Source organism: Asticcacaulis sp. P2_C5 (genome assembly GCF_056404555.1).
Map to the genome: position 1 here is coordinate 1 of NZ_JBFUDU010000010.1, position 20,745 is coordinate 20,745.

Annotated in this window: 25 protein-coding genes and 1 tRNA gene; 12 read left to right on the forward strand and 14 right to left on the reverse strand. The window is 61.2% G+C overall.

The window, feature by feature from the left end; genetic code table 11:
- The 3 genes from AC1DXO_RS17535 to AC1DXO_RS17545 all read right to left on the reverse strand — a co-directional run.
- Positions 1–184, reverse strand: a 184-nt coding sequence (locus AC1DXO_RS17535) for a hypothetical protein (protein ID WP_476979469.1), incomplete at its 3' end; no start/stop codon positions are given.
- Between the two features lie 234 nt (positions 185–418).
- Positions 419–3,127: a PAS domain S-box protein gene (locus AC1DXO_RS17540; RefSeq protein WP_476979470.1), complete on the reverse strand. Its 2,709-nt coding sequence runs from the start codon at positions 3,125–3,127 to the stop codon at positions 419–421.
- A gap of 237 nt (positions 3,128–3,364) precedes the next feature.
- The gene (locus tag AC1DXO_RS17545; RefSeq protein WP_476979471.1) at positions 3,365–3,625 is read right to left on the reverse strand and encodes a GlsB/YeaQ/YmgE family stress response membrane protein; all 261 of its coding nucleotides are present in this window, start codon (positions 3,623–3,625) and stop codon (positions 3,365–3,367) included.
- A 359-nt stretch (positions 3,626–3,984) separates the two neighbouring features.
- Between AC1DXO_RS17545 and AC1DXO_RS17550 the strand changes: the two genes are divergently transcribed.
- From AC1DXO_RS17550 to AC1DXO_RS17560, 3 genes are all read left to right on the forward strand, one after another.
- On the forward strand, positions 3,985–4,851 hold the full coding sequence (locus tag AC1DXO_RS17550) for an outer membrane protein (RefSeq protein WP_476979472.1): 867 nt from the start codon (positions 3,985–3,987) through the stop codon (positions 4,849–4,851).
- 356 nt (positions 4,852–5,207) lie between these two features.
- Positions 5,208–5,846, forward strand: coding sequence for an RNA polymerase sigma factor (locus AC1DXO_RS17555; RefSeq protein WP_476979473.1), 639 nt, complete (start codon positions 5,208–5,210; stop codon positions 5,844–5,846).
- Positions 5,843–6,391, forward strand: a complete 549-nt coding sequence (locus AC1DXO_RS17560) for a cupin domain-containing protein (protein ID WP_476979474.1) — start codon at positions 5,843–5,845, stop codon at positions 6,389–6,391. Before AC1DXO_RS17555 ends, AC1DXO_RS17560 begins: the two co-directional genes overlap by 4 nt.
- A 238-nt stretch (positions 6,392–6,629) precedes the next feature.
- Here AC1DXO_RS17560 and AC1DXO_RS17565 read toward each other — a convergent pair whose 3' ends face one another.
- Together AC1DXO_RS17565 and AC1DXO_RS17570 are read right to left on the reverse strand one after the other, a co-directional pair.
- The gene (locus AC1DXO_RS17565) at positions 6,630–7,112 is read right to left on the reverse strand and encodes a hypothetical protein (RefSeq protein WP_476979475.1); all 483 of its coding nucleotides are present in this window, start codon (positions 7,110–7,112) and stop codon (positions 6,630–6,632) included.
- Complete coding sequence (locus AC1DXO_RS17570; RefSeq protein ID WP_476979476.1) at positions 7,112–7,780, reverse strand: HupE/UreJ family protein; 669 nt, start codon at positions 7,778–7,780, stop codon at positions 7,112–7,114. Before AC1DXO_RS17570 ends, AC1DXO_RS17565 begins: the two co-directional genes overlap by 1 nt.
- Positions 7,781–7,834: 54 nt before the next feature.
- Here AC1DXO_RS17570 and AC1DXO_RS17575 point away from each other — a divergent pair, with 54 nt between their 5' ends.
- Positions 7,835–8,662, forward strand: a complete 828-nt coding sequence (locus tag AC1DXO_RS17575; protein WP_476979477.1) for a DUF4198 domain-containing protein — start codon at positions 7,835–7,837, stop codon at positions 8,660–8,662.
- Between the two features lie 398 nt (positions 8,663–9,060).
- On the opposite strand, the gene AC1DXO_RS17580 is transcribed toward AC1DXO_RS17575, so the two are convergent.
- Genes AC1DXO_RS17580 through AC1DXO_RS17590 form a run of 3 tightly spaced genes read right to left on the reverse strand, consistent with a single transcriptional unit; the run spans position 9,061 to position 11,744 of the window.
- Positions 9,061–9,315 carry a hypothetical protein gene (locus AC1DXO_RS17580; protein WP_476979478.1) on the reverse strand — a complete coding sequence of 85 codons (255 nt, stop codon included), beginning with the start codon at positions 9,313–9,315 and terminating at the stop codon, positions 9,061–9,063.
- A 12-nt stretch (positions 9,316–9,327) separates the two neighbouring features.
- Positions 9,328–10,908: a DUF4331 domain-containing protein gene (locus tag AC1DXO_RS17585; protein ID WP_476979479.1), complete on the reverse strand. Its 1,581-nt coding sequence runs from the start codon at positions 10,906–10,908 to the stop codon at positions 9,328–9,330.
- A 59-nt stretch (positions 10,909–10,967) separates the two neighbouring features.
- Positions 10,968–11,744: a hypothetical protein gene (locus tag AC1DXO_RS17590; protein ID WP_476979480.1), complete on the reverse strand. Its 777-nt coding sequence runs from the start codon at positions 11,742–11,744 to the stop codon at positions 10,968–10,970.
- Positions 11,745–11,889: 145 nt separating this feature from the next.
- On the opposite strand from AC1DXO_RS17590, the gene AC1DXO_RS17595 reads away from it, so the two are divergent.
- Complete coding sequence (locus AC1DXO_RS17595) at positions 11,890–12,279, forward strand: hypothetical protein (protein ID WP_476979481.1); 390 nt, start codon at positions 11,890–11,892, stop codon at positions 12,277–12,279.
- Between the two features lie 97 nt (positions 12,280–12,376).
- Here the strand turns inward: AC1DXO_RS17595 and AC1DXO_RS17600 are convergent, their stop codons facing one another.
- The 3 genes from AC1DXO_RS17600 to AC1DXO_RS17610 all read right to left on the reverse strand — a co-directional run bounded on the left by AC1DXO_RS17600 (position 12,377) and on the right by AC1DXO_RS17610 (position 13,918).
- The gene (locus AC1DXO_RS17600; RefSeq protein ID WP_476979482.1) at positions 12,377–12,709 is read right to left on the reverse strand and encodes a hypothetical protein; all 333 of its coding nucleotides are present in this window, start codon (positions 12,707–12,709) and stop codon (positions 12,377–12,379) included.
- 34 nt (positions 12,710–12,743) lie between these two features.
- Positions 12,744–12,818, reverse strand: a tRNA-Gly gene (locus AC1DXO_RS17605).
- Between the two features lie 113 nt (positions 12,819–12,931).
- On the reverse strand, positions 12,932–13,918 hold the full coding sequence (locus tag AC1DXO_RS17610; protein WP_476979483.1) for a 2-hydroxyacid dehydrogenase: 987 nt from the start codon (positions 13,916–13,918) through the stop codon (positions 12,932–12,934).
- A gap of 114 nt (positions 13,919–14,032) precedes the next feature.
- Between AC1DXO_RS17610 and AC1DXO_RS17615 the strand changes: the two genes are divergently transcribed.
- The 7 genes from AC1DXO_RS17615 (at position 14,033) to AC1DXO_RS17645 (ending at position 18,938) form a co-directional block, all read left to right on the forward strand.
- Complete coding sequence (locus AC1DXO_RS17615; RefSeq protein ID WP_476979484.1) at positions 14,033–14,647, forward strand: SH3 domain-containing protein; 615 nt, start codon at positions 14,033–14,035, stop codon at positions 14,645–14,647.
- 141 nt (positions 14,648–14,788) lie between these two features.
- Entirely contained in the window at positions 14,789–15,307 is a 519-nt protein-coding gene (gene fabA, locus AC1DXO_RS17620; RefSeq protein WP_476979485.1) for a 3-hydroxyacyl-[acyl-carrier-protein] dehydratase FabA, read from the forward strand.
- A gap of 87 nt (positions 15,308–15,394) precedes the next feature.
- Positions 15,395–16,618: a beta-ketoacyl-ACP synthase I gene (gene fabB, locus AC1DXO_RS17625; RefSeq protein WP_476979486.1), complete on the forward strand. Its 1,224-nt coding sequence runs from the start codon at positions 15,395–15,397 to the stop codon at positions 16,616–16,618.
- Between the two features lie 198 nt (positions 16,619–16,816).
- Positions 16,817–17,632 carry an enoyl-ACP reductase FabI gene (locus AC1DXO_RS17630; RefSeq protein WP_476979487.1) on the forward strand — a complete coding sequence of 272 codons (816 nt, stop codon included), beginning with the start codon at positions 16,817–16,819 and terminating at the stop codon, positions 17,630–17,632.
- A gap of 169 nt (positions 17,633–17,801) precedes the next feature.
- Positions 17,802–18,374, forward strand: a complete 573-nt coding sequence (locus AC1DXO_RS17635) for an ATPase (protein WP_476979488.1) — start codon at positions 17,802–17,804, stop codon at positions 18,372–18,374.
- A 1-nt stretch (position 18,375) separates the two neighbouring features.
- Positions 18,376–18,546, forward strand: a complete 171-nt coding sequence (locus tag AC1DXO_RS17640; protein WP_476979489.1) for a hypothetical protein — start codon at positions 18,376–18,378, stop codon at positions 18,544–18,546.
- Positions 18,543–18,938: a metallopeptidase family protein gene (locus tag AC1DXO_RS17645; RefSeq protein WP_476979490.1), complete on the forward strand. Its 396-nt coding sequence runs from the start codon at positions 18,543–18,545 to the stop codon at positions 18,936–18,938. Before AC1DXO_RS17640 ends, AC1DXO_RS17645 begins: the two co-directional genes overlap by 4 nt.
- Here the strand turns inward: AC1DXO_RS17645 and AC1DXO_RS17650 are convergent.
- The 3 genes from AC1DXO_RS17650 to AC1DXO_RS17660 form a co-directional block, all read right to left on the reverse strand.
- A complete protein-coding gene (locus AC1DXO_RS17650; protein WP_476979491.1) occupies positions 18,935–19,702 on the reverse strand; it encodes a hypothetical protein in 768 nt (255 codons plus the stop codon). The two genes, AC1DXO_RS17645 and AC1DXO_RS17650, sit on opposite strands and share 4 nt — an antisense overlap.
- A 78-nt stretch (positions 19,703–19,780) precedes the next feature.
- A complete protein-coding gene (locus tag AC1DXO_RS17655) occupies positions 19,781–20,353 on the reverse strand; it encodes an HAAS signaling domain-containing protein (RefSeq protein ID WP_476979492.1) in 573 nt (190 codons plus the stop codon).
- On the reverse strand, positions 20,350–20,721 hold the full coding sequence (locus AC1DXO_RS17660) for a PadR family transcriptional regulator (RefSeq protein WP_476979493.1): 372 nt from the start codon (positions 20,719–20,721) through the stop codon (positions 20,350–20,352). Before AC1DXO_RS17660 ends, AC1DXO_RS17655 begins: the two co-directional genes overlap by 4 nt.
- Positions 20,722–20,745 lie beyond the last annotated feature (24 nt).

Consider the following 20,745-nt stretch of genomic DNA (forward strand, 5'->3'; position numbering starts at 1 on the left):
AAGCCGATAATGCCGCTCCGCTTTCCCCCAGCCAATCGACGAAGGCACACGCTCTGACGGACCACCATCCGCTCAAGAAGTTGGCCCCCCTTTTTTCGAGGCGCTCGTCACCGAACGTCCCGAGATCATAGTCACATGAAAACATCGCGACATCTCCTAATCGGAATTGGCGCAAGTCAATCATATCAAACCCAAAGCACGCTAATCACTTGTGAGTCATAGACAAATCGAGATGTGTGCATACCCTAGCCGCGCGGCGGTGGAGTATAAAAAGCTAAAAAATAATATTTTATACCTCCTCGCCACGCGGGGAGGGGGACCGCCCAAGACATTGCAAAGCGTAGCGCAGCTTTGGCGAAGGGTGGTGGTGGGGGTCTTGCTATCTTACTGCCATGCCCCAAAGTCAAAAATTGACCTGTCAGTATTCTTCCGACTGAAAGGCCTGCAATTGCCGCGTCAGGCGCTCTCCGCGCTTGCCGGCGGCCAGCGCGGCTTCGGCCAGGCGGCGCACGCTTTCCGGGCTTTCGCTGGTCCTGGCCATCACGTCGAGCGCGCCATTGACCACCTGCAGCATCTGGGCAAAGTCCTGGGCAACGTCGCCGGTCAGGCGGCCGACCGTCTCGAAGCGCTGGGCATTGCTTAACGCCGCCGTCATCTGGTCGATGCGCGCCTGAAGGCCGGCCGCCTGGGCCTGGGCCTCGGCCTGGTTGCGTTCAAGCGCCTGGCTTAGCTGGTCGAGGCGGTTCTGCAGGTCGCGGTGCGCAGCCTGCCACTTGGCCAGTTCGCCATTGGCGGCGGTCAGGCGCGCCTCATAGCTGCTGTAATCGGGTTGCGGCGCCGGCGTGCTGGCCAGTTCGGCGTAGCGCGACTTCAGGACATTGTGGGCGTCGCGCACCTCCTGAAGCTCATCCTTCAAGTCGGCGATATGGGCCTCATGGCGGCTGTAGTCGGGCTCGGGCGCCGGTTGGGCAGCCAAGGCTTCGGCTTCGGCCGTTACCCGCGCCATGTCGTTGCGCGCCTGTTCCAGCTCGGCTTCCAACGTGGCGATCCGCGTTTCGTGCTCGCTGACGTCGGGTTCAGGATCGGGTGTGGTGGCCAGGACATGATAGCGCTGGGCGAGGTCATCATGGCGTTCGCGCGCCGCGTCCACCTGGTTGCGCAGGGCCTGGATCTGGGCCTCGTGCTCGCTGAAGTCGGGCGCCGGCGCGGGCTGCGCCAGGACCGTGTCGAGTTCGTCCTGGATGGCGTCGCGGGCCGCTGTTACGGCCTCGAGTTCGCTTTCCAGATCGGTCATATGCTGCTTGATGGCTTCCATTTCGGCCACGGCCGCCGGATCGGGCGCTGCAGGCGTCGTACGCAGGGTCTCGATTTCACCCGTCAATACAGCCAGTTGCGCCTTGAGGATTTCGTTCGCCTCGGCAGTCGCCGGATCGGCTTCGCGAACGACGACGGGTTCCGGCGCCGGGGCGTTGCGCAGGGCTTCGACTTCGCTGTTTGCGCTGGCCAGTTGGGCTTTCAGGGCAGCATTTTCGGCCAGTACGGCCGGGTCCGGTTCGCGCACGACGATGGTTTCACCGGCTGCGGTGTCGCCGGCGCTGCGCCAGGCATAGACATCATCGTCGGCATGTCTGGCAAGTTGGGCGGCAACCTGGGCCGCGGCAAATTCATCCATGGCGGCTTGCCGCGCCTCGGCCTTGATCGCGTCGAGCCCGGCGACAAAGGCGTCGTGGGCTTCCTGGCGGCCCTGGTCGCGGGCCTCGGTCCGTGCCGCTTGCAACATTTCTTCGCTGATGGTCGGCTCGACCGGCTGGGCCTGGGCGGGGGCTGAGGCCTGCTTCCACTGCGTGCTGTCATAGGCAATGCCGTAGATTTCGCGTTCGCCGTCTTCGAAACGCGACTGGCCCTTCAGGGTAATCCAGCGCTGGTCGCCGTCCTTCGGCGTGATCAGGATATCGAGCTGGACCTCGCTGTCCTGGCCCGACTTCAGCCGTGCAAACGCGTCATTGGCCAGCAGTTGATCCTCATCGGAAATCAGGGTCGGGCCGCCCGGCGTTTCACGGCCGATCAGGGCGCGCATGCCGGCGTCCTCAACGATGGTATCGGCCACCGGATCATACTGCCACACGCCGATACCCAGGGCCGCCAGGGCTTGCTCACCGCTGCGGAAGTCGTCCAGTTCCTGACGTTCGTCGTCACTCAACAAGACGGCTGTCGGTATGGTGTAGGGGGTCTGAACCGCCTCTGCCGGCATGGCCATGACGGTCAGTCCATTCTCGCCGCCTGCCTGGGCGCGAACCACCCAACCCGTAACCGCGCAGGTGTGGGCATGGCCGCCCGGCGCCTTCAGGCGCAGTTGCACCGAAGGGTCGCCCGTCGAAGCCGTGTCCTGGATATCGCCCAGATAATCGATCGCTGCGGTGAAGTCGCCGTCCTCGACGAACAGTTGGGCCCAGTTCTTGCCCAGCACGTCTTCGCGCTTCATCTCGAACGCCTCGAGCGCGGCATTGTTGACGTCCAGGATCTGGCCCTGGGCGTCCAGGCCCCAGAATGGCACGGTGGCGGCGCCGAACCAGTGGCCGCGCCACAAACCGGTCAGGTCGTTGACGCCTTCACCGGAATAGGTCTCGATTTCGACCATGGCCGAGGTGGTGCCGATGACCTCATGCGAATTGTTGGTGATCGGCATGGAGGTGACGGACACCAGGACCTTTTCGTGGCTGCCGTGATTGGTCAGCAGATGCTGGAAGCCCTTGACCGTTTGGCCGCGCAGGGTGCGCGCTATCGGCATCAGGTCGGCGGGGACGGCGCGGCCGTCGGGATAGGCGATGCCCCAGGTGGCGGCGTGGAAACGCAGGCCGATCAGCTCGGAATCCTTGCGCCCCAGCAACTGGTGGGCGGCCTTGTTGGCAAAGGTGAACTTGCCCGTGGTGTCGGTTTCGACCAGGGCGACGGGCACGGCATTGAGAACGTTGAACATTCTGCGTTCAAGGGTGTCGATCTTGCGCTCGGCCTTGAACAGCAGGTCCTGGAACTGGCGGACCTGGAAAGTCCTGAGGACGGTAATAAAGCCCAACACCATGGCCAGCAGCAGCAAGGCACCCACGACCACCCAGAGAAGGATGATCAAATCATGTTCGTTTCGAAAAAACATGCGCCTGAATTCCGCCTTTGACCTTCTGCCCGGGTGTTTGTCACCTGCCGCAATTCGCTACAGACTCCACCCGTCACGGGTACCCAAGCAAGTTCCGGGCCGCGACAATTACACCCTACAACACAAATGCTTAAAGAAAAACGGTCAAGGAAACACGAAAAAGCGGCGCGTCCGGGGACACGCCGCTTTGTAGATAGAATTTAGTCGGGTTATTTAGACCCTGCGGCCGGCGAACATCCGGCCTGCACCAATGAGCAGGCAGGCGCCGACGACGCCGGCAATGAGGTAGCCGATCACACCGCCGAAGCCGATGCCGATGGCGGAGAAGATGGCATTGGCGACGATGGCGCCGATGATGCCCAGGACGATATTCATCAACAGGCCCTGATTTGACTTCATGATCTGTTCGGCGATCCAGCCGGCAAGGGCGCCGACAATAATGGCCAACAGCCACCCAATGGATTGTTCTTGCATTTGCGTATCCTCTTTAAAAACCATGCCCCCCGATCGTCGGGGATTGCTGTCAGGTTAATGCGCCAGAAGGTATTTTGGGATACGTTTAAGCCCTGATTTTGCAAGGTTTTCGAAAGGCTTACAGCTTTCTTACAATCTGCCTTCAGCAAAGACATGGCGGTCTTGCGCCGCTTGACGAAAGGTGTGGGTGTAATGGCCGGTGACCCGGCACCCTTGTCGCACGGCGGAGCGGACTGTAGGCGCGGACCGCTCCGCAAACGGCGAACAAAAAAACACCCCAACCCTGCATCTGAGAACCGTGATGGCCCGTAGAGGAGGTCAAGCCGCAGTTCGGCGCCGCTCTCATCACAGGTCATGCCATGAAAAAGTTATCGGTCGCAGCGTCCCTTTCCGGTGTTTACGTAATTGGGGCCGGCCTGCTCCTTGCCATGGCGTCGCCATTGCATGCGCAAAACTGGACCGGGCCCTATGTCTCCGTGCTGGCCGGCGGTAATCAGGCGCCAAGCCGCGGCGAAAGCCTGATTTTCGACAGCAATGCCGACGGCACCTTTGGCGACACCGTGAAAACCTATAATGGCGCAGACGCATTCGCGCCGGGCTTCTGCAACGGCGCGGCCAACGGACCGCCGGTCGCGGAAGGCTGCTATGAGGACGCCAACCGCGCCTCCCTGGCGGCGCGTATCGGCTATGACTGGCAGATCGGCTCCGTCGTCCTGGGGCTGGTCGCCGACTATAACAGTCTCGACCTGACCGACGGTGTGGCAGGTTTCGCCAGCGATCCCAGCTTGGGACCGGACAGTTACAGCCTGACGCGCCATATCGATGGTGTCACCGCCTTGCGTGCCCGTGTCGGCTATGCGGCCAGCGACTGGCTGGTCTATGCGACCGGCGGCGCGGCTTCGGCCGATATGGACCGCGGTTTCATGACCAGCAATGCGCTCAATACCTTTACAGCGACTGACGGCGAGGATGCCAGGGGTTACCAGGCGGGGGCGGGTTTCGAGCACCGGTTCGACGCGCGCTGGACCATCGGCGTGGAATATTTGCGCACCTCCCTGGACGACAAAGGCGTCGTCGTCCACGCCGGTCCCGGCGCCGTTACCTTTGCCTCCAATATGTTCGTAACGACCAGCGCCGCCGGCACCGACATCCGACGCAGCGAAGACCGTCTCGAGATCGATACGGTCATGGTCAGCCTGTCGTATCGCTTCGGGCCGATGATGTAGAGACGGCTTTTTGCACATAATCTGCATTATTTCGCAGCCGGGACAAATCCTCACGCGGCTTACCATCGTATCAGAACAACTGTCCCTGCGGCAGTATGATCGATCAATGGTTTTTCCCGTGTCCCGCAGCGGCCCTCGCGACGTGACGAGCTGATTCTATTGCCCCGGTCATGTGCGGGGAGCTTGCGCTCTCCGCACTTCGCGCATTCTGCGCGCAAGAGGCTGACCTATATTCATGATTATCCGGGGTGCGACATCGATGGGCGGCGTAGGGGTGGCGAGATCGCGTCACGCGCTCCGCATTGACCACGTACCCGTCACAAGCCGACATCGGGGTATCGCGGAGGAACGCACCCATGACCGCAATTGTCCTCGAACGCCACGCCGGGCAGGCCACTATGTCTGGTAAGGATGGCCTCGACAGGGATACGGTTGCACCGGACAGGCCGCGCGACGACCAGGATGCAGTCAATCTCAACTTCCTGATCGAGCGCGTGGCGGAACATGACCGTTCGGCGTTAAAATCGCTCTACGGTTTGATTTCACCGCGTCTGTTTGCCGTTCTGCTGCGTATGGTAAGGCGACGCGAAGTGGCCGAAGACCTGCTCCAGGACGTTTTCGTGACGGTGTGGAAGAAGGCGCATTTGTTCGATGTCGCGCGCGGCAATGCCTATGCCTGGCTGTTTTCCATGACCCGGCGCAAGGCGATTGACCGTTTGCGTATCTCCAGCCGTGAAGTGCTGGGCGGTGACAGTGATGATATCTGCTTCGACGCCGAGCCAGATACGCGCTGGACCGAGGCCGAGAACCATATCGCGCTGAAGCGCGGCCTGCAGACCCTGAGACCGGAGGTTCACCGGGCTCTGCAGCTATGTTACACCTACGGCTTGACTCACGAAGAGCTGGCCGTTGAGATGAAGGTGCCGGTCGGTACCGCCAAGAGCTGGGTCCGCCGGGGCCTGGCGCAACTGAGAGAGTGTTTGACGATCCCATGAACGATTCGGACGACCTTCTGGCGATGCGGTACGCCTTCGGCGTGGCCGACTTCACCGAGATCGCCAGCGTCGAACAGCGCATGCCTGGCGACAAGGCGCTGGCCAGCCGGGTCGGTGACTACGAGCAGATTTTCGCCGGGCTGGAACGGCCGGGCGCCGGCGTCACGCCGCCACCATCGGTCTGGGACCGCATCGACCAGGCCATAGACGATCTCGAACAATCACCGCAGACCCGCACCATGCGCGCCACCAGCCTGTCGTGGGAAGACTTCCTGCCGGGCGTCGAGCGCAAGATCCTGTTCGCCGATACGGCAAGCGCGATCAGCGGCGTGCTGTACCGCGTGGCGCCGGGCACGGTGGTGCCGAGCCATGGCCATGCCGTCATCGAGGAATGTCTGGTGCTGGAAGGCGAGATCGAGATCGATGGCGTGACCATTCGTGCCGGCGACCTGCACATGGCCTTTGCCGGCACGCGCCACAGTCCGCTCAGCAGCCCGCGCGGCGCCCTGGTCTATATCCGCGGCGACCTGCAGTTTCAGCCTTGATTTTTTTGACCGCAGATTTCGCAGATTAACGCAGATTTTTCAATGCACTATCGTCTTACCGAAGCGCCGATTGAACATGTTCGCCGCGAAGCGGCAATAAGCCATTGGGCCTGTCCGCATTAGCAGAACGAGCTCTGAAAAATCTGCGTCAATCAGCGCATGGAGGTCAAACGCTATACGTTTGACTCGGCATACTGACGGTTCATGATCTGTCTTCAGCCTGCGGTTTACCCAACCCTCAGTCCATGTGGTCCGGCGCGTACCCCGGCGTAGGCACCAACATCAGACCCATTTCCAGCAGGGCAATCGCGATAAGCCAACTGCACGCCACCTTGATGGCGACGCCCCAGCCGCGCTTGACGACCATCTGACCGGCGACCGCCAGCAGCAACAGCGGCAGGCCCATGACCGCCGCCATGGCGCCGCCCTCGACGTGGGTGACCAGCCCTGCCCAAACGCCTGCGTTCAGCGCCAGGGCCCGCGATGCCCACGGCCCTGGGCCTTTCGGTAAATGGACGCTGGCGGCCGAAAGCAAGATGCCGATCCAGCAGCCGGTGAAGGCGGTATCGTCGGACAGGCCGGCGATCGGGAAAAAGGCAATGGCCAGAGCTACGACCGCCATGACGCCGGCGGCCTGACGTGCGACCTTCGGCGCGGCATAGCTCAACGCCAGTCCCAGGGACGCGGCCAGCAGGGCATCAGGCAGGGCGGCGCCGCGCATTAGAACACCGCCTGATACAGAAACACCAGGCCGGCCAGGCCGATAGCCACGCCCAGCGCCTTGATGATTAGCTTGCCGTCGACGGGACCGATCTTGCGATCGTTGATCAGGCCGATGCCGATACCGCAGACATGCAACAGGCCGGTCGAGAGCACGAAGCCGGTCGAATAGCCGACCGGATCGGCAGCCGAGGGCAGTTCATTACCGTGGGCATAGCCGTGGAACAGGGCGAACAACGCCACGATCCCGCAGGCCAGCCACACCGGCGCCCGGTAACCCAGGGCGATCACCGATCCCAGGACCAGGACCGAGACGGCGATACCGATCTCTACCGGTGGCATGGGGACGTGCAGTATGCCGAAAAAGGCTCCGACCACCATCATGGCAGGAAAGATGACGGGCAGGGCGACGATCAGCGGCCGGCCCAATATGGCGCCCCACAGTCCCACTGATACCATGGCCAGCAGGTGATCCCAGCCAGTGAGAGGGTGCAGGAAGCCTGAGATGAACCCGCCGGCCAGGCCAGTGCCGGAATGCGCCGAGGCCGGCGAGGCCAAGGCCATCAGGCTGACCGCCAGCGCGATGGCGATCAGAGTTGGCGGTGGTGAAAATTGTGCGTGTCGCTGCGCCTGAACGCCGGTTTGGTTCGTATAAGGCGATGACGACATGCTGTGCGGTCCAGTCCGGATGTTGCAGCTTCTACGAACCTGGTGGGCAAAGCGATGACTCCATCCCTTAAATATTTTGTTTTAGCGGCGGTCCTGTTACTGGCGCCGCTGCCTGCGATCGCCCACGATTTCTGGCTTCAGCCGCATGCCTTTGCCGTCGCGCCGGGTGGCAGCACCAGCATGATGATACTGGTCGGGCATGGCGAGAACCGGCAGAAGTCGCTGATCACCGCCGATCGCGTCACGCGTTTTACCGCCACGACCGCAACCGGTCAGATCGACCGGCGGGCTGAGTTGCGCATGGGCGACGCCAATGCCGATTCCGTCCTGCGCTTTGCCAAGCCGGGCTTGCAGGTTTTGAGCTTTTCGACCAACGGCACCTATTCGGAGCTGCCCGGATTGCGCTTTACCGATTACCTCAAGGCCGAGGGGCTGGTTCTGGCGATCAATTTGCGTCGTCAGTCGCGTCAGACCGACGCGCCCGGCCGTGAAGTCTACAGCCGCTGCGCCAAGTCGCTGGTACAGGTCGGGAGCTATGCCAAAGGCGACGACGCCGTCGCCACGCGGGCGACGGGGTTGGCGCTGGAAATCGTACCGGACCTCAATCCCTATGCGCCCGGTTTCAGGGGTATTCTGCCTGTCCATGTCTATTATCAGGGCAAGCCGCTGGCGGGCGCGACGGTCAAGCTCAACAATCTCGACTTTGATGCGCGACCGGTGGAAACCTTGCTGACCGATGCGCAAGGGCGGGCGACGGTGCATTTCCCGCACCTCGGCCTGTGGCAGATGAACGTTATCTGGACGCAGCCAATCAAGGATCCCAAGGCCGATTTCATGACGACCTTCTCCAGCCTGACGTTTGGCTATTCGGCCGGAAAGTAACGCGTCCTGCTATTACGGGCGTAACTCGCCGGTGCACTGCATGGATTGTCGCGTAATATATTGAACTTAAAGATATTTTCAACGCGGAAAGCGCCGAAAAGTCGGAAAGACGCGGAAATCTAGAATGTTGTTTCTATCGCGCGCAGCGCTTTCTGTTCGAGAGTGTTGCCGCAAGCGTGGCATGAATGCCCTTCGGGCGTAGAAGACCATATATGTTTTCTTTTTCCGCGTCTTTCCGACTTTTCGGCGCTTTCCGCGTTGAAAATAACCGTAAGATCAAAGGGTCTCCTGAAGAAGAAGCCGCCCCTGGGAAATCATCAGATAACTGGGCGCGCTGTAACACATAGCAAAACGGCCCGCCGAAACTGACGGGCCGTTTCTTTGACTCCAACCTCGCCTTAGTGAAGGGCAGACGGTGAGGCGGCCGGATCGACCGGCACCACATCCGAAGCACTGACCGAGGCCGGGGTCGCATTGGAATCGGCCTTGAAGTCCGCCGCGAACTTGGCGCCGAACTTCGCATTGGGATCGGTCGCAACGGGGGGCGTCACCACCACGGTACCGCCGCCTCCGCCGCCCCCACCACCGCCGCAGGCCGAAAGGCTGGCGGCGAGGGCGAGGATGGCGCTGGCTATGACAAGTTTCTTCATCATCTCTCTCCTTGATCAGTGGGCGCCGGGAAGCGGGGTGTTGAGGTACGGGAAGCTGTCCTGCAGTTCGGTGGCCGAGATCGGCGCACCATCCGTGAAGGGCACATTACCGACCGGCGCCTGGGCCGGCGTGCACAGGCCGAGATTGGTTGGGGTTCCGTTGATCGGCACCGGATAGCACAGGGCGCCCATAACGACGCGCAGGGCAATATCGACCGTGTCGTCGCCAGGACGGCGGCCGTTGGGGAAGCCGGCAAGGTCGTCGCCGGCGACGCCCAGGGTCTTCTGGGTGGCGCGTGGGGTTGGCGACACTGCGGTATTCAGGCGCAGCATTTCAGACGCCGTCACCGTCTTCTGCTGGTTCAGACCTGGGAAGCCGGTCAGGAAGGTGGCGACCAGGTCGTTGCGCGGGAAGTTGTTCGGCGCCAGGTCGGGGATCGAGGCATGCAGGGTCGTATTGACCGGGTCCTTGAACAGCAGGTTCAGAATGGCCGGCAAGGTCGGATTGGTGACATAGGCCGCAAACTGGCCGTCACCCGATGGCGCCGAGGCATTGAACTTGTCCTTGTCCGGCAGGCCGATCACGACTTCATTGACCAGCGGCATGCCAAGGCGCGACACCTGGGTATAGGCGCCACCCGAAACGGTCGGTTGGGCGTAGGTCGGGTTCGGATCGATCAGGCGGGCCTGAGGCAGGCTGGCTGTGGTCCAGCCACCGATGACGCCGTTGCCACTGCCGGTCAGGCAGGCGATCGGCACTTCCAGGGCCAGGGTGGTGACGTTCTTCTTGCCGTAAAGTTCGTCATGGCTATGGCTTTGGGTGATACCGCCCGGAAAGCCGCCGCCGTCATGAGCTCCGGGGGCGCTGTCGCCTTCGATCGGCACGAAATTCACCAGGTCGAAGATGGCGCCCAGATTCACCGCAAAAGCTTCAGCACGCTGGCCGACAAAGACCCGGCCCGGCGTGCTGCAGCCCGGAATATTGACGTTATAGATGTAGCTGTTGGCGTAGGCGGCGTAGTTGGAGACCGTCTTGGTGCCGGCATTGTCGAACGGCTTGCCAAACGAAGTGCCGCCGCCGCTGGCATTGGTCACCGCGGCCTTGGTGCCGGTGCGCCGGTCGCCGGTGATCAGGGTCACCGTATAGTTTTCGCTGTCGGCGCGATTGGCTGTCGCGGTCACCGATCCGGCGTCGCGCAGAGAAATCGAACTGGTCGTGCCGGCGATATTGAGCTGGATGCCCTTGTCGCTATTGGCCAGGGTGTTGGCGAACTTGAACTGGAAGGTCAGGTGTTCCTTGGCGTCGCCGACATTGTCGACGTGGATTTCATAGACAGCGTCCGGGTCCATCATGAAATAGTTCGGTCCGCCGCCCGGATCCTGCAATGGCTGATAATTGGCCAGGAAGGTCACATAGGCTTCGCGGCCCGGCTCATAGCTGCGGAACATGTAAAAGTCCGTAGCGTCAACCTTGGGCGACTTGGTGATGCCGGGCGCTTCCCGGTGGCTTGAAGCCAGCGCCGGAGCCCCCACGATCAAGGCGAGTGCGCTTACAGCGGTTACGATGGCTATGCCACCTCGGTTCGGTAGTTTCACGTCAACCCTCCTGATTGTCTTGCGATCTCTGTTTGATCTTGAATTCGGCCCTGCACTGACTACGGGAGCGTCGGAAATCCGGATGCAGCGGTCAGCAAATAATCTCCGCCAACGTCTGAAGGGGTGGTCAGCAGGTCGCCCCAGGTCCACAGGCCGGAGCCGACCGCCAGCACGACGGTGCGATCGTTGTCGGGAATAAGGAACAGTGCCGGGCCGCGCTGCTGCGCCGTCAGGCACGGTGGCTGCGCGGTCGACACGGCCTTGACCAGCAGAGCGCGTAACACGGCCTTGCCGCCGATGCGGGTGTCGCCGGGCCATTGTCCGTCCCACAGCATGACGGCATTGGCGACCGAGCGCTGCTCCAGTGGCAGTTCGTCGAGACCCAGGCGCACGGCCGGGCTTTGTGCGAGGACGCCGGAGAGGGTTTGGGTCAGGTTGCACGGTGCGTCGGGCTCGCCTGTGGCCGATGCCAAGTCGAAGGCTTCGACAGCCTGAGTTTCAGCCTCTGACAGCATCGGCGAGTCATCAACCGGTTCGCTTGCCTCGACCGGATCTGCGGGCTGCGTTCCGACGGGATCCGAAACGGGTTCGGCCTCTACCGCCTTTTCAACCTTGGCCTTGTTGGCTTTCGGCGTGGACTCGGCAGGGAGGGCGCTGATCAGACTGACAGTGACGACCTGGCCATTGTCGCCCGGCTGAACCGAGGTCGCCGGGTGTATCTCCCATGCCATCAGCATCAGGATGGCGGCGTGTCCGGCCAGCACCGCGCATGCGATGCCGGCGCGCTGCGCAAGGCGGCGTGATGCAAATCCGGACCAGGCTCTGGGCGAGAACATGTTCCGTCTACGTAGGGCGTTGTGATTTCGATGCACGCGCCGGTAAATTAAGTCTGGGACGTTCAAGACCTCAATGGTTGCGCCGGTGGCTTATTCAAGCAATATTCTTCTCGCGTGTGGCGCGCCCAGCAAAATGGACTTAGCAATGCCAGATCGTTTTGCCATGAGCATGACAGCGGTGGAGGAGAGCAAACTCCTCTTTATCAATGTGCGTGGCAGCTACAGTAGCCGTGAATATTTTGATGAAGTCGTTCGTCTGTATCAAACGATCGACGAGCCGTGGCTGTACAATCGCCTGGTCGATTTGCGCAAAGGCACGGGCTATCTCGAATTCGAAGACATTCAGGCCTATGCCAATTGGTGGAACGATCTGACCCGTGATATCGCCTACAGCGCCAAGGTGGCGGTGGTGCATCCTGATCCGATATCGGCCAACCGCGCGGGCCTGGCCGGCCATTATTTTCCGAAGGAAGTCTATTACGGCTTTACCGACATGGACGACGCGCTGGACTGGCTGAAGGGCGACACGGGATAGGTTTCCACGATAACGTAGACTTGAGTGAATGGTGAAAATTATACCGCCCCGGCCTCGGCGGCAGCCAAAGCGGGGCGGTATAAGTGATGCAGCTTAGCTAGCCGGCTGTTGGAGACGTCCATTTTCGGGCAATGAATGTATATTCGTCGCCACTTTCGAAGCTGATTTCGCCCCGGATTGAGCCGTCAGGCTGCAGTTCGGCTCCGCCGTCTCCGCTGACTTCGTCCATTTCATCACTGCCACGCCATGAGAAGTCGATGATGGTCGCCTTTGTAGTGCTGGCTGCCCAGATGTGGCCGGTACAGCAGCCGAAGGCAAACTCTCCCGAACCATCGTCCTCGAAAAGGATATAGGCGGGGCCGACCAGATCGGGATAATCGGCGTCGAAATCGGGCATTTCGACAATACGCCACTTACCATCAAGGTTCATGTTGGCGCACTCAGTACGAAGGGTCTGAAAGGATTGGAGCGGGCGAAGAGGATCGAACTCTCGACATCCACCTTGGCAAGGTGGCGCTCTACCGCTGAGCTACGCCCGCTCATTCCGTAAGGTGCAGGGGTGAACCCCGCCGGAGAGGAGGCGCTTATAGACGTAAGGCCGAAAACTTGGCAAGCGCCTTTTTGCCAAAACCTGTGAAAAAGTGTGAACGGCCTATAACATGGCCGGAATCACGCGATCCGGCGGGCGGTGGCCGTCCTGGAAGGTCTTCACATTCATGATCACCCGGTCGCCCATGTCGGTGCGCGCCTCGACCGTGCTGGACGCCATGTGCGGCAGCAGGATCGCATTGGGCAGGCCGATCAGTTCGGGATTGATCGCCGGCTCGCGTTCATAGACGTCCAGACCGACGCCGGCGATGCGCTTTTCGCTCAGCATGGCGGCCAGGGCGCGTTCGTCGACGATCTGGCCGCGCGCGGTGTTAACAAGAATGGCGTGAGGTTGCAGCTTGGCCAGGCGCTCGGCATTGAGCAGGTGATAGGTGCTGGATCCGCCCGGCGCATTGATCGAGATAACGTCCATGCGCGACATCATCTGGTCAAGATCGTCCCAGTAGGTCGCGCCCAGTTCGTCGGAAATGCGCGCCGAAACGGGCTTGCGGTTATGATAATGTACGCTCATGCCGAACGCCCGGGCGCGCCTGGCCAGGGCTTGGCCGATGCGGCCCATGCCGATAATGCCCAGGCGCTTGCCATAGACGCGGCGGCCCAGCATGAAGGTCGGCGACCAGGCGGAAAACTCGCCCCTCTGCACGATGGCGGCGCCTTCGACGAAGCGCCGCGATACGGCGAGGATCAGGCCCATGGTCATTTCGGCCGTGTCCTCCGTCAGGACACCCGGCGTATTGGTGATGACAATGCCCTTGTCGGTGCCCTTGATGACGTCGATATGGTCGTAGCCGACGCCGAAATTGGCGATCATCTTCAGGCGGTCGCCGACCTGGTCGAAGAAATCGGCGTCGATGCGATCGTTGATCGAGGTCACCAGGACGTCGCAGTCCTGCGCTGCCAGAAGGATTTTTTCCGGCGGCATGGGCGACATCTCAAACCACAGGGTGGTGTTGAACAACTCACGCATCCGCGTTTCCACGGCTTCGGGCAGTTTGATCGTCAGCACGACCTTGAGTTTTGCAGTGCTCATGAAAGCCTTTTTTTGATCGTTATACGCAGGTTCAGCCCTTTCCCGTGGCTGGCCCGGCATGCGCGTCAACTATCGGTTAACCAAATCTGAACAAAACCCGGCGATTATACAAGCTTGCCCGGCATCTCAGCCCTGTCCGACAATCGCCCCGACATAAACGCCTTGACCCAGACTTTACAAGCCCCCTTTTGCCATTTCGCGCCGCGCGCGGGCCGTCTTCTGGCCGCTTTGACCCTATTGGGGCTGCTGGCCGTGCCGGTTCACGCCGGTGAGCCGGAATACGACACGCCGTCCAAGGCGCCGGTGCCGCGCTGGGCTATGTTGCGCCGGTCGGAAGTCTATGCCCGAAATGGCCCCAGCAAGGACAACCCGAAGGTATGGACCTATCGCGTCGTGTCGCTGCCCGTACAGATCATTTCCGAGACCCGCGACTGGCGGCTGGTCTGCGATCCCGATGGCGGCGTCGCCTGGGTCAGCAAGACCATGCTGCAGGCGCCGCGGACTGTACTAACCCCGGTGCAGAACCTGGAACTGCGCTCCGGACCCGATGCCGACTCCAGTGTTCGCGCCATCGTCCGGCCGCGCGCCCTGGCCCAGCTCGACAAGTGCAAGAAGGACTGGTGCCGTATATCGGTCGGCGGCCAGACCGGTTGGGCGCCGCGCAATGTCCTGTGGGGCACGGCGACAGCGCCGATCTGCGCCCGGCCCAACCCGCTGGCAGCGCAGTAGCAGCGCGAGCGACCTACCCAACCATAAAAAAACATTGAGCCATTGCGCCCCGTCGTGTAACGCACACTTCTTTATTGTTACGTGCATCGTGATCGCGCGGCCTGAGGGTTGCGCCCATGTGCCCCGGAGCCCTTATTTCGCATGACGGATCGCCCGAACTCGTTTGATTATGAAGCCCTTTTGGCCTGCGGGCGCGGCGATATGTTCGGGCCGGGCAATGCCCAGTTGCCTGCTCCGCCGATGCTCATGTTCGATCGAATCATCGAGATCACGGACAATGGCGGCACCCATGGCAAGGGCCACATCGTGGCCGAGCTCGATATCACGCCTGAACTCTGGTTCTTCGCCTGCCATTTTATCGGCGATCCGGTCATGCCGGGTTGCCTGGGGCTGGACGCCATGTGGCAACTGGTCGGCTTCTATCTCGGCTGGCGCGGCAATCCGGGACGCGGCCGTGCCTTGGGTGTCGGCGACGTCAAGTTCACCGGCCAGGTAACGCCGGCCGTCAAGAAGGTGACGTACAGGATCGATATGAAGCGCGTCATGTCGGGCAAATTGATCATGGGTATCGGCGATGGGGTTGTCGAAGCCGATGGCAAGACTATCTATCAGGCATCGGGGCTGCGCGTCGGCCTTTTTGACGCCAAGGACCTCGGTTAGACAAGGACCTGGGAATAAACCCGGAGGTGGAACCGGACCGGTTCCCGTCGAAGACAAGTACAGTGGTGGTTAAGCTGGGACGTTTGCATGCGTAGAGTCGTGATAACGGGTATGGGGATTGTCTCCTCGATCGGCAATGGTGTCGATGAGGTCACAGAGTCTTTACGTCAGGCGCGCTCGGGCGTCGTCGTTGCCGACGACTATGTTCGCCTCGGATTCAAGTGCCAGGTCCATGCGGCGCCGAAGATCGGCGACTGGACCAAGATGGTCGATCGTCGTGCGGCGCGCTTCCTGGCGCCCGGCACCGCCTATGGCCATATCGCCATGGAACAGGCGATTGCGTCGGCCGGCCTGGAAAAGACCGATATCTCCCACGAACGCACCGGCATCATCTTCGGCGCCGGCGGACCGTCGACACGGGCCATTGTCGAAGCCGCTGACGTGACGCGCGAAAAGAACTCGCCCAAGCGCATCGGGCCGTTTGCCGTGCCCAAGGCCATGTCGTCCGGCCCTTCGGCGACGCTTGCCACCTGGTTCGAAATCCGCGGCATCAACTATTCGATCAGCAGCGCCTGTGCGACGTCTGTCCACTGTATCGGCGCGGCCGCCGAACAGATCATGATGGGCAAGCAGGACATGATCTTCGCCGGCGGCACGGAAGAGCTGGACTGGACCCTGTCGGACATGTTCGACGCCATGGGCGCCATGTCGTCCAACTTCAACGCTACGCCCTCGGTCGCCTCGCGCGCCTATGACCGCGACCGTGACGGCTTCGTCATCGCCGGCGGCGCCGGCATGGTGGTCGTCGAAGAGTATGAACACGCCAAGGCGCGCGGCGCCAATATCATCGCTGAAATAGTCGGCTATGCCGCCAATTCCGACGGCTACGACATGGTGGCGCCGAGCGGCGAGGGCGCCGAACGCTGCATGAAGCTTGCCCTGGCCGAAGCGGGCGGGCGCAAGATCGATTACCTCAATCCGCACGGCACCTCGACCCCGGTCGGCGACGCCAAGGAAATGGACGCCATCCGTAAGGTGTTTGGTGAGAGCGGGCCGAAGATATCCTCCACAAAGTCGCTGACCGGCCACAGCCTGGGCGCGGCCGGTGCGCAGGAAGCCATCTATTGCCTGCTGATGATGCAGAACGGATTCGCGGCCGAGAGCGCCCATATCGACAATCTCGATCCGGACTTCGAAGGCATGCCGATTCTGCGCGCCCGTCATGATGGACCGATCGGTACCGCCATGTCGAACTCGTTCGGCTTTGGTGGCACCAACGGGTCGATTATCCTGAGCCGGGAAGACCTGTAGATAATTTAAGACAAGTCGCTTCTTCCTGCAGTCCTCCACCGCTTGCGGGGGAGGTGTCGGCGAAGCCGACGGAGGGGGCTTCCTTTACTCACGAGTCAAAGCTGAAAAATGGCCTCCGGCGGCAAGGGTGCAAGCACCCTTGACCCGTCACACGTTATTTGCTCTTAACGGCCACCACTTCACACGAGGATTGCGAATATGGCCGATGAATGGAACTTCCCCAAGGGCGACCTGATGAAGGGCAAAAAAGGCCTGGTCATGGGCGTCGCCAATGACAAGTCCATCGCCTGGGGCATTGCCTGTCAACTGGCGGCTCAAGGCGCCGACATCGCCTTCTCCTACCTCGGGGAAAGCCTGCTGCGCCGCGTCCAACCGCTGGCCGAATCGATCGGCGTCCAGCACCTGATCGAATGCGACGTCGCATCAGACGCGTCGATGGACGCCGCCTTCACCAAGCTGAAAGAGGTCTATGGCGAAATCGACTTCCTGGTCCATTCGGTCGCCTTCGCCAACAAGAATGAACTGCAAGGCTCCTTCGTTGAGAATACCACCCGCGAAGGCTTCCTGCTGGCCATGAATATCTCGGCCTTCTCGTTCGTCGACTCGGCCCGCCGCGCCGCCGAACTGATGCCCAATGGCGGTTCCATGGTCACCCTGACCTATCTCGGTTCGGAACGCGTCATCCCCAACTACAACACTATGGGTGTCGCCAAGGCTGCCCTGGAAGCCTCCACACGCTACATCGCCCGCGACCTGGGCCCCAAGGGCATTCGCGTCAACGCTATCTCGGCCGGCGCCATGCGCACCCTGTCCCTGGCCGGTATCTCCGGCGGCCGCGGCCTGCACGCCAAGTCGGGCCAGTTCTCCGCCATGAAGGAAGCCACCTCCATGGAGGGCGTCGCCGGCTCGGCCCTGTGGCTGTGTTCGGACCTCGGCTTCTCGACCACTGGCGAAGTTGTCCATGTCGATGCCGGCTTCCATATAATGGGGTTGTCGGAAGACCAGGAGAGTTAGAAAATCGCGGTCTTTGGCCATCGAGCGCTTAAACGATCCAGTGAATCGTTTAAGGGGGAGGGTGCGTCGTCGTCGCTTGCCTGTATAAGCATACAGGCGGCGCTAGCCTCCTGCTTCTCGACTCAAATCTCACGATTTTCGGCTCGGAGCGCGTTAATGGAGGCTGCACATGCCCAGATGCCTGATCATCGCAGGCCCCAACGGCGCCGGCAAGACGACCTTTGCTATGGAATATCTGCCGGAATTGGCAAGCGGCTTCCGCTTCATCAATGCGGACATGATCGCCTCAGGGCTGTCGCCTTTCGCGCCCGAAAGGGAAGCGGCTGCTGCCGGCCGGTTATTCCTGAAAGAGGTGGAGGCCCGCATTGTCGCCAACGAAGACTTTGCCATTGAAACAACGCTTGCCGGGCGCGGTTATCTGGCATTGATAGACCGGCTGCGTAGCGCTGGATGGTCAGTCGAACTGTATTATCTCGCCTTACCGAGTGTCGAAGTTTCCAAACGCCGCGTCATCGAGCGGGTCGCCCACGGTGGCCACAATATTCCGGTTTCGGATATTGAGCGCCGTTTTCCGCGCAGTTTGCGAAATTTGCTGAATGACTATAGAATACGTGTCGATAGATGCGTTTGCTACATGAATGACGATGGCCAGGCTGACAAGATTTTTGAGCAGTCTGGCGACATGTTAGTCATCGGCAATCAGGCCTTTTTCGACCACATAAGACGTCTGGCGGGATTATGAGATGAGTAAAACCGAGTTGTCGCAATGGGCCGATCACGGCCTCGAAGCTCTGCAAAGAGCAGTCGACAAAGCCTTGGACCGCAAGCGCCGTTTGGGTCAGTATTGGGTCGAATGGGATGGTGAAAAGGTCGTCGAAGTCCATCCGGACGAGACGAAGACCGCTGCCGAATGACCTACGGCACCGCCCCCACGCTCGATGATATCGAGTCCATCGCCCGTGCGGCGATGAAGAAGCTGCCGCATCCCTTCGCCCGTCATCTGCGCGATATCGTTGTGCGGGTCGATGATTTTCCTTCGGCAACCATGCTGGCGGATCTTGGGATCGACGACCCGTTCGAGCTGACCGGACTCTATACCGGCCGCCCGGCCGAACTGGAAGCCATGACCGGCGACCTGCCGGCCATGATCCATCTGTTCCGCCGTCCGATCCTCGACGAATGGGCGGAAGGCGGCGTGACCTTAGAAGACCTGGTCGCCCACATCCTGATCCATGAAACCGGCCATCATTTTGGTTTGGCCGACGAGGACATGGACTGGATGGAAACCCAGCTAAAGACGGCCTAAGGCGCCGCGGCCGGCGGTGAAGCGGTGGAAGTTTGCAGCACATAGAGATAGTCATAACCACGCGCGGTGTCTGGCTGGAAGCCGCTCAGGCCCGCCAGATCATGCGAACCTTTCAGGACGTGGACGCCGCAACCATTGTCCTGGCAGCCCCAGAAGCTGCCGTCGTCCACAGTGACGATATCGACCGTTCTGACATTTGCCGGCAGGTAGCCGCCGGCGGGTTTGTAGGTACCGCCCACATAGGCGGGAAGGGTGCGCAAGGCGTGGACATTGCCGCTCAGTGCGATCAGATAGCCCTTGGCGGCGGAGGCGACCAAGTTGCGGCCGTAGCATTCATTGACGAAGGCGTTGAAATCGGTGGGCATTTCGGACATCGGGCATTCGGCATGAAAATCGACACTGAGGCGCGGTTCGATTGCCGTCATCACCATAAGCTGGACCACCAGGCCCTGCATAGCGAGTGACGATCGTCCGTCGGTCCCGTTCCAGAATAACGATTGGGCATCACCGGCATCGGCCGGCAATTCCAGCGACACCACGACAGGGCCGTCCCGTCGCGCCAAGGCGTCCTTGACGAGACATAACGCCAAGTCGGGTGATTCCTGAGTCCCGTGCATTTCGCCGAGATAGAGGCCTGCTCCGTTGAGAAGGTTTTCCGGAATAACGCAATCGGAGGACGGGGCTGGCGGCGTTGTGGCCTGAGCCTTCACAGGCCCGGCAAGGCAGACGACGGACACAACCGCCAGGCACATCGTGATCTTCATGATATTCCCCCAAACATGGCTGATGTCGGCCAAGATTGCGCTTGATGAAAGGCGAAAGCAAGGCCGGCAAGACTCATGTCAGCCCGTGATCGGCATCCGGCCCTTGATGCTGCGGATGGCGGCGATAAGGCTGCCGCGCGCCAGGAAGCTGCCGACGATGATCAGGGCTAGGAAGATCAGATAAACCCAGTTGCCGGCAATCTCGGTGGCGCCGGCATGGTTGGAAATCGTGCCCAGACTGAAGCGCGTGTCGGATTCAACCCAAAGGCCGACCGCATCGGGTTTGATGGTCTTGAGCACGATCGACACGATCGAGCCCAGGGCGATGCCGCCGAACAGAAGGGCGCCCATCAGGCCGAAAAAGGCGATAATGCTGCGGCTGGTAAAGGCGGCGAGAGTCTTGATCATGGGTATTATCCTTTTGGATGAAAGCGCCGTATCGAGGGCGTGCTGGTCGACAAATCCCTGCGCATAGGTTTTGGCGGTTCCGAATCCGTGCAGGGCAGAATCGGCCGAAAGTCCGGCGGCCAGGCGTTCTTCGAGATGGCCGCGCGCTTCGGCGACGATATCGGCGCGCGCATCGGCGGGGAGGGAGACCAGGGCCGCGTCCAGTGCCTTCAGCCAGGATTCGACAGTTACTTGCTCGGTCATGCGGTCGTCCTTTGCAGAAAGGCGTTGAGGCGTTGGGTGAGGTTAAGCCAGACCTGGCGCTGATCATTGAGATCGGCGGCGCCCGCTTCGGTCAGGCCGTAATATTTGCGCGGATGGCTGGCCTCAGCTTCATGGCGCCATTCCGCCTTGATCAGGCCGGCTTTTTCCAGCCGGTGCAGAAGCGGATAGAGTGTGCCTTCGGCCAGATCGAGCCCGGCTTCATCGCGCAATTGGTCGAGGATGCGCAGGCCGTATTGCGCGCCTTCGCTGAGCAGGCTCATCAGGGCCAGCTCCAGCACGCCCTTGTACATTTGGGTACGCCGGCTTTCGGTCGTCTTGTCAGGCGGGTCTTTGATGGGGGGCGGCATGTTGCTTTCCAAAACCATATACTT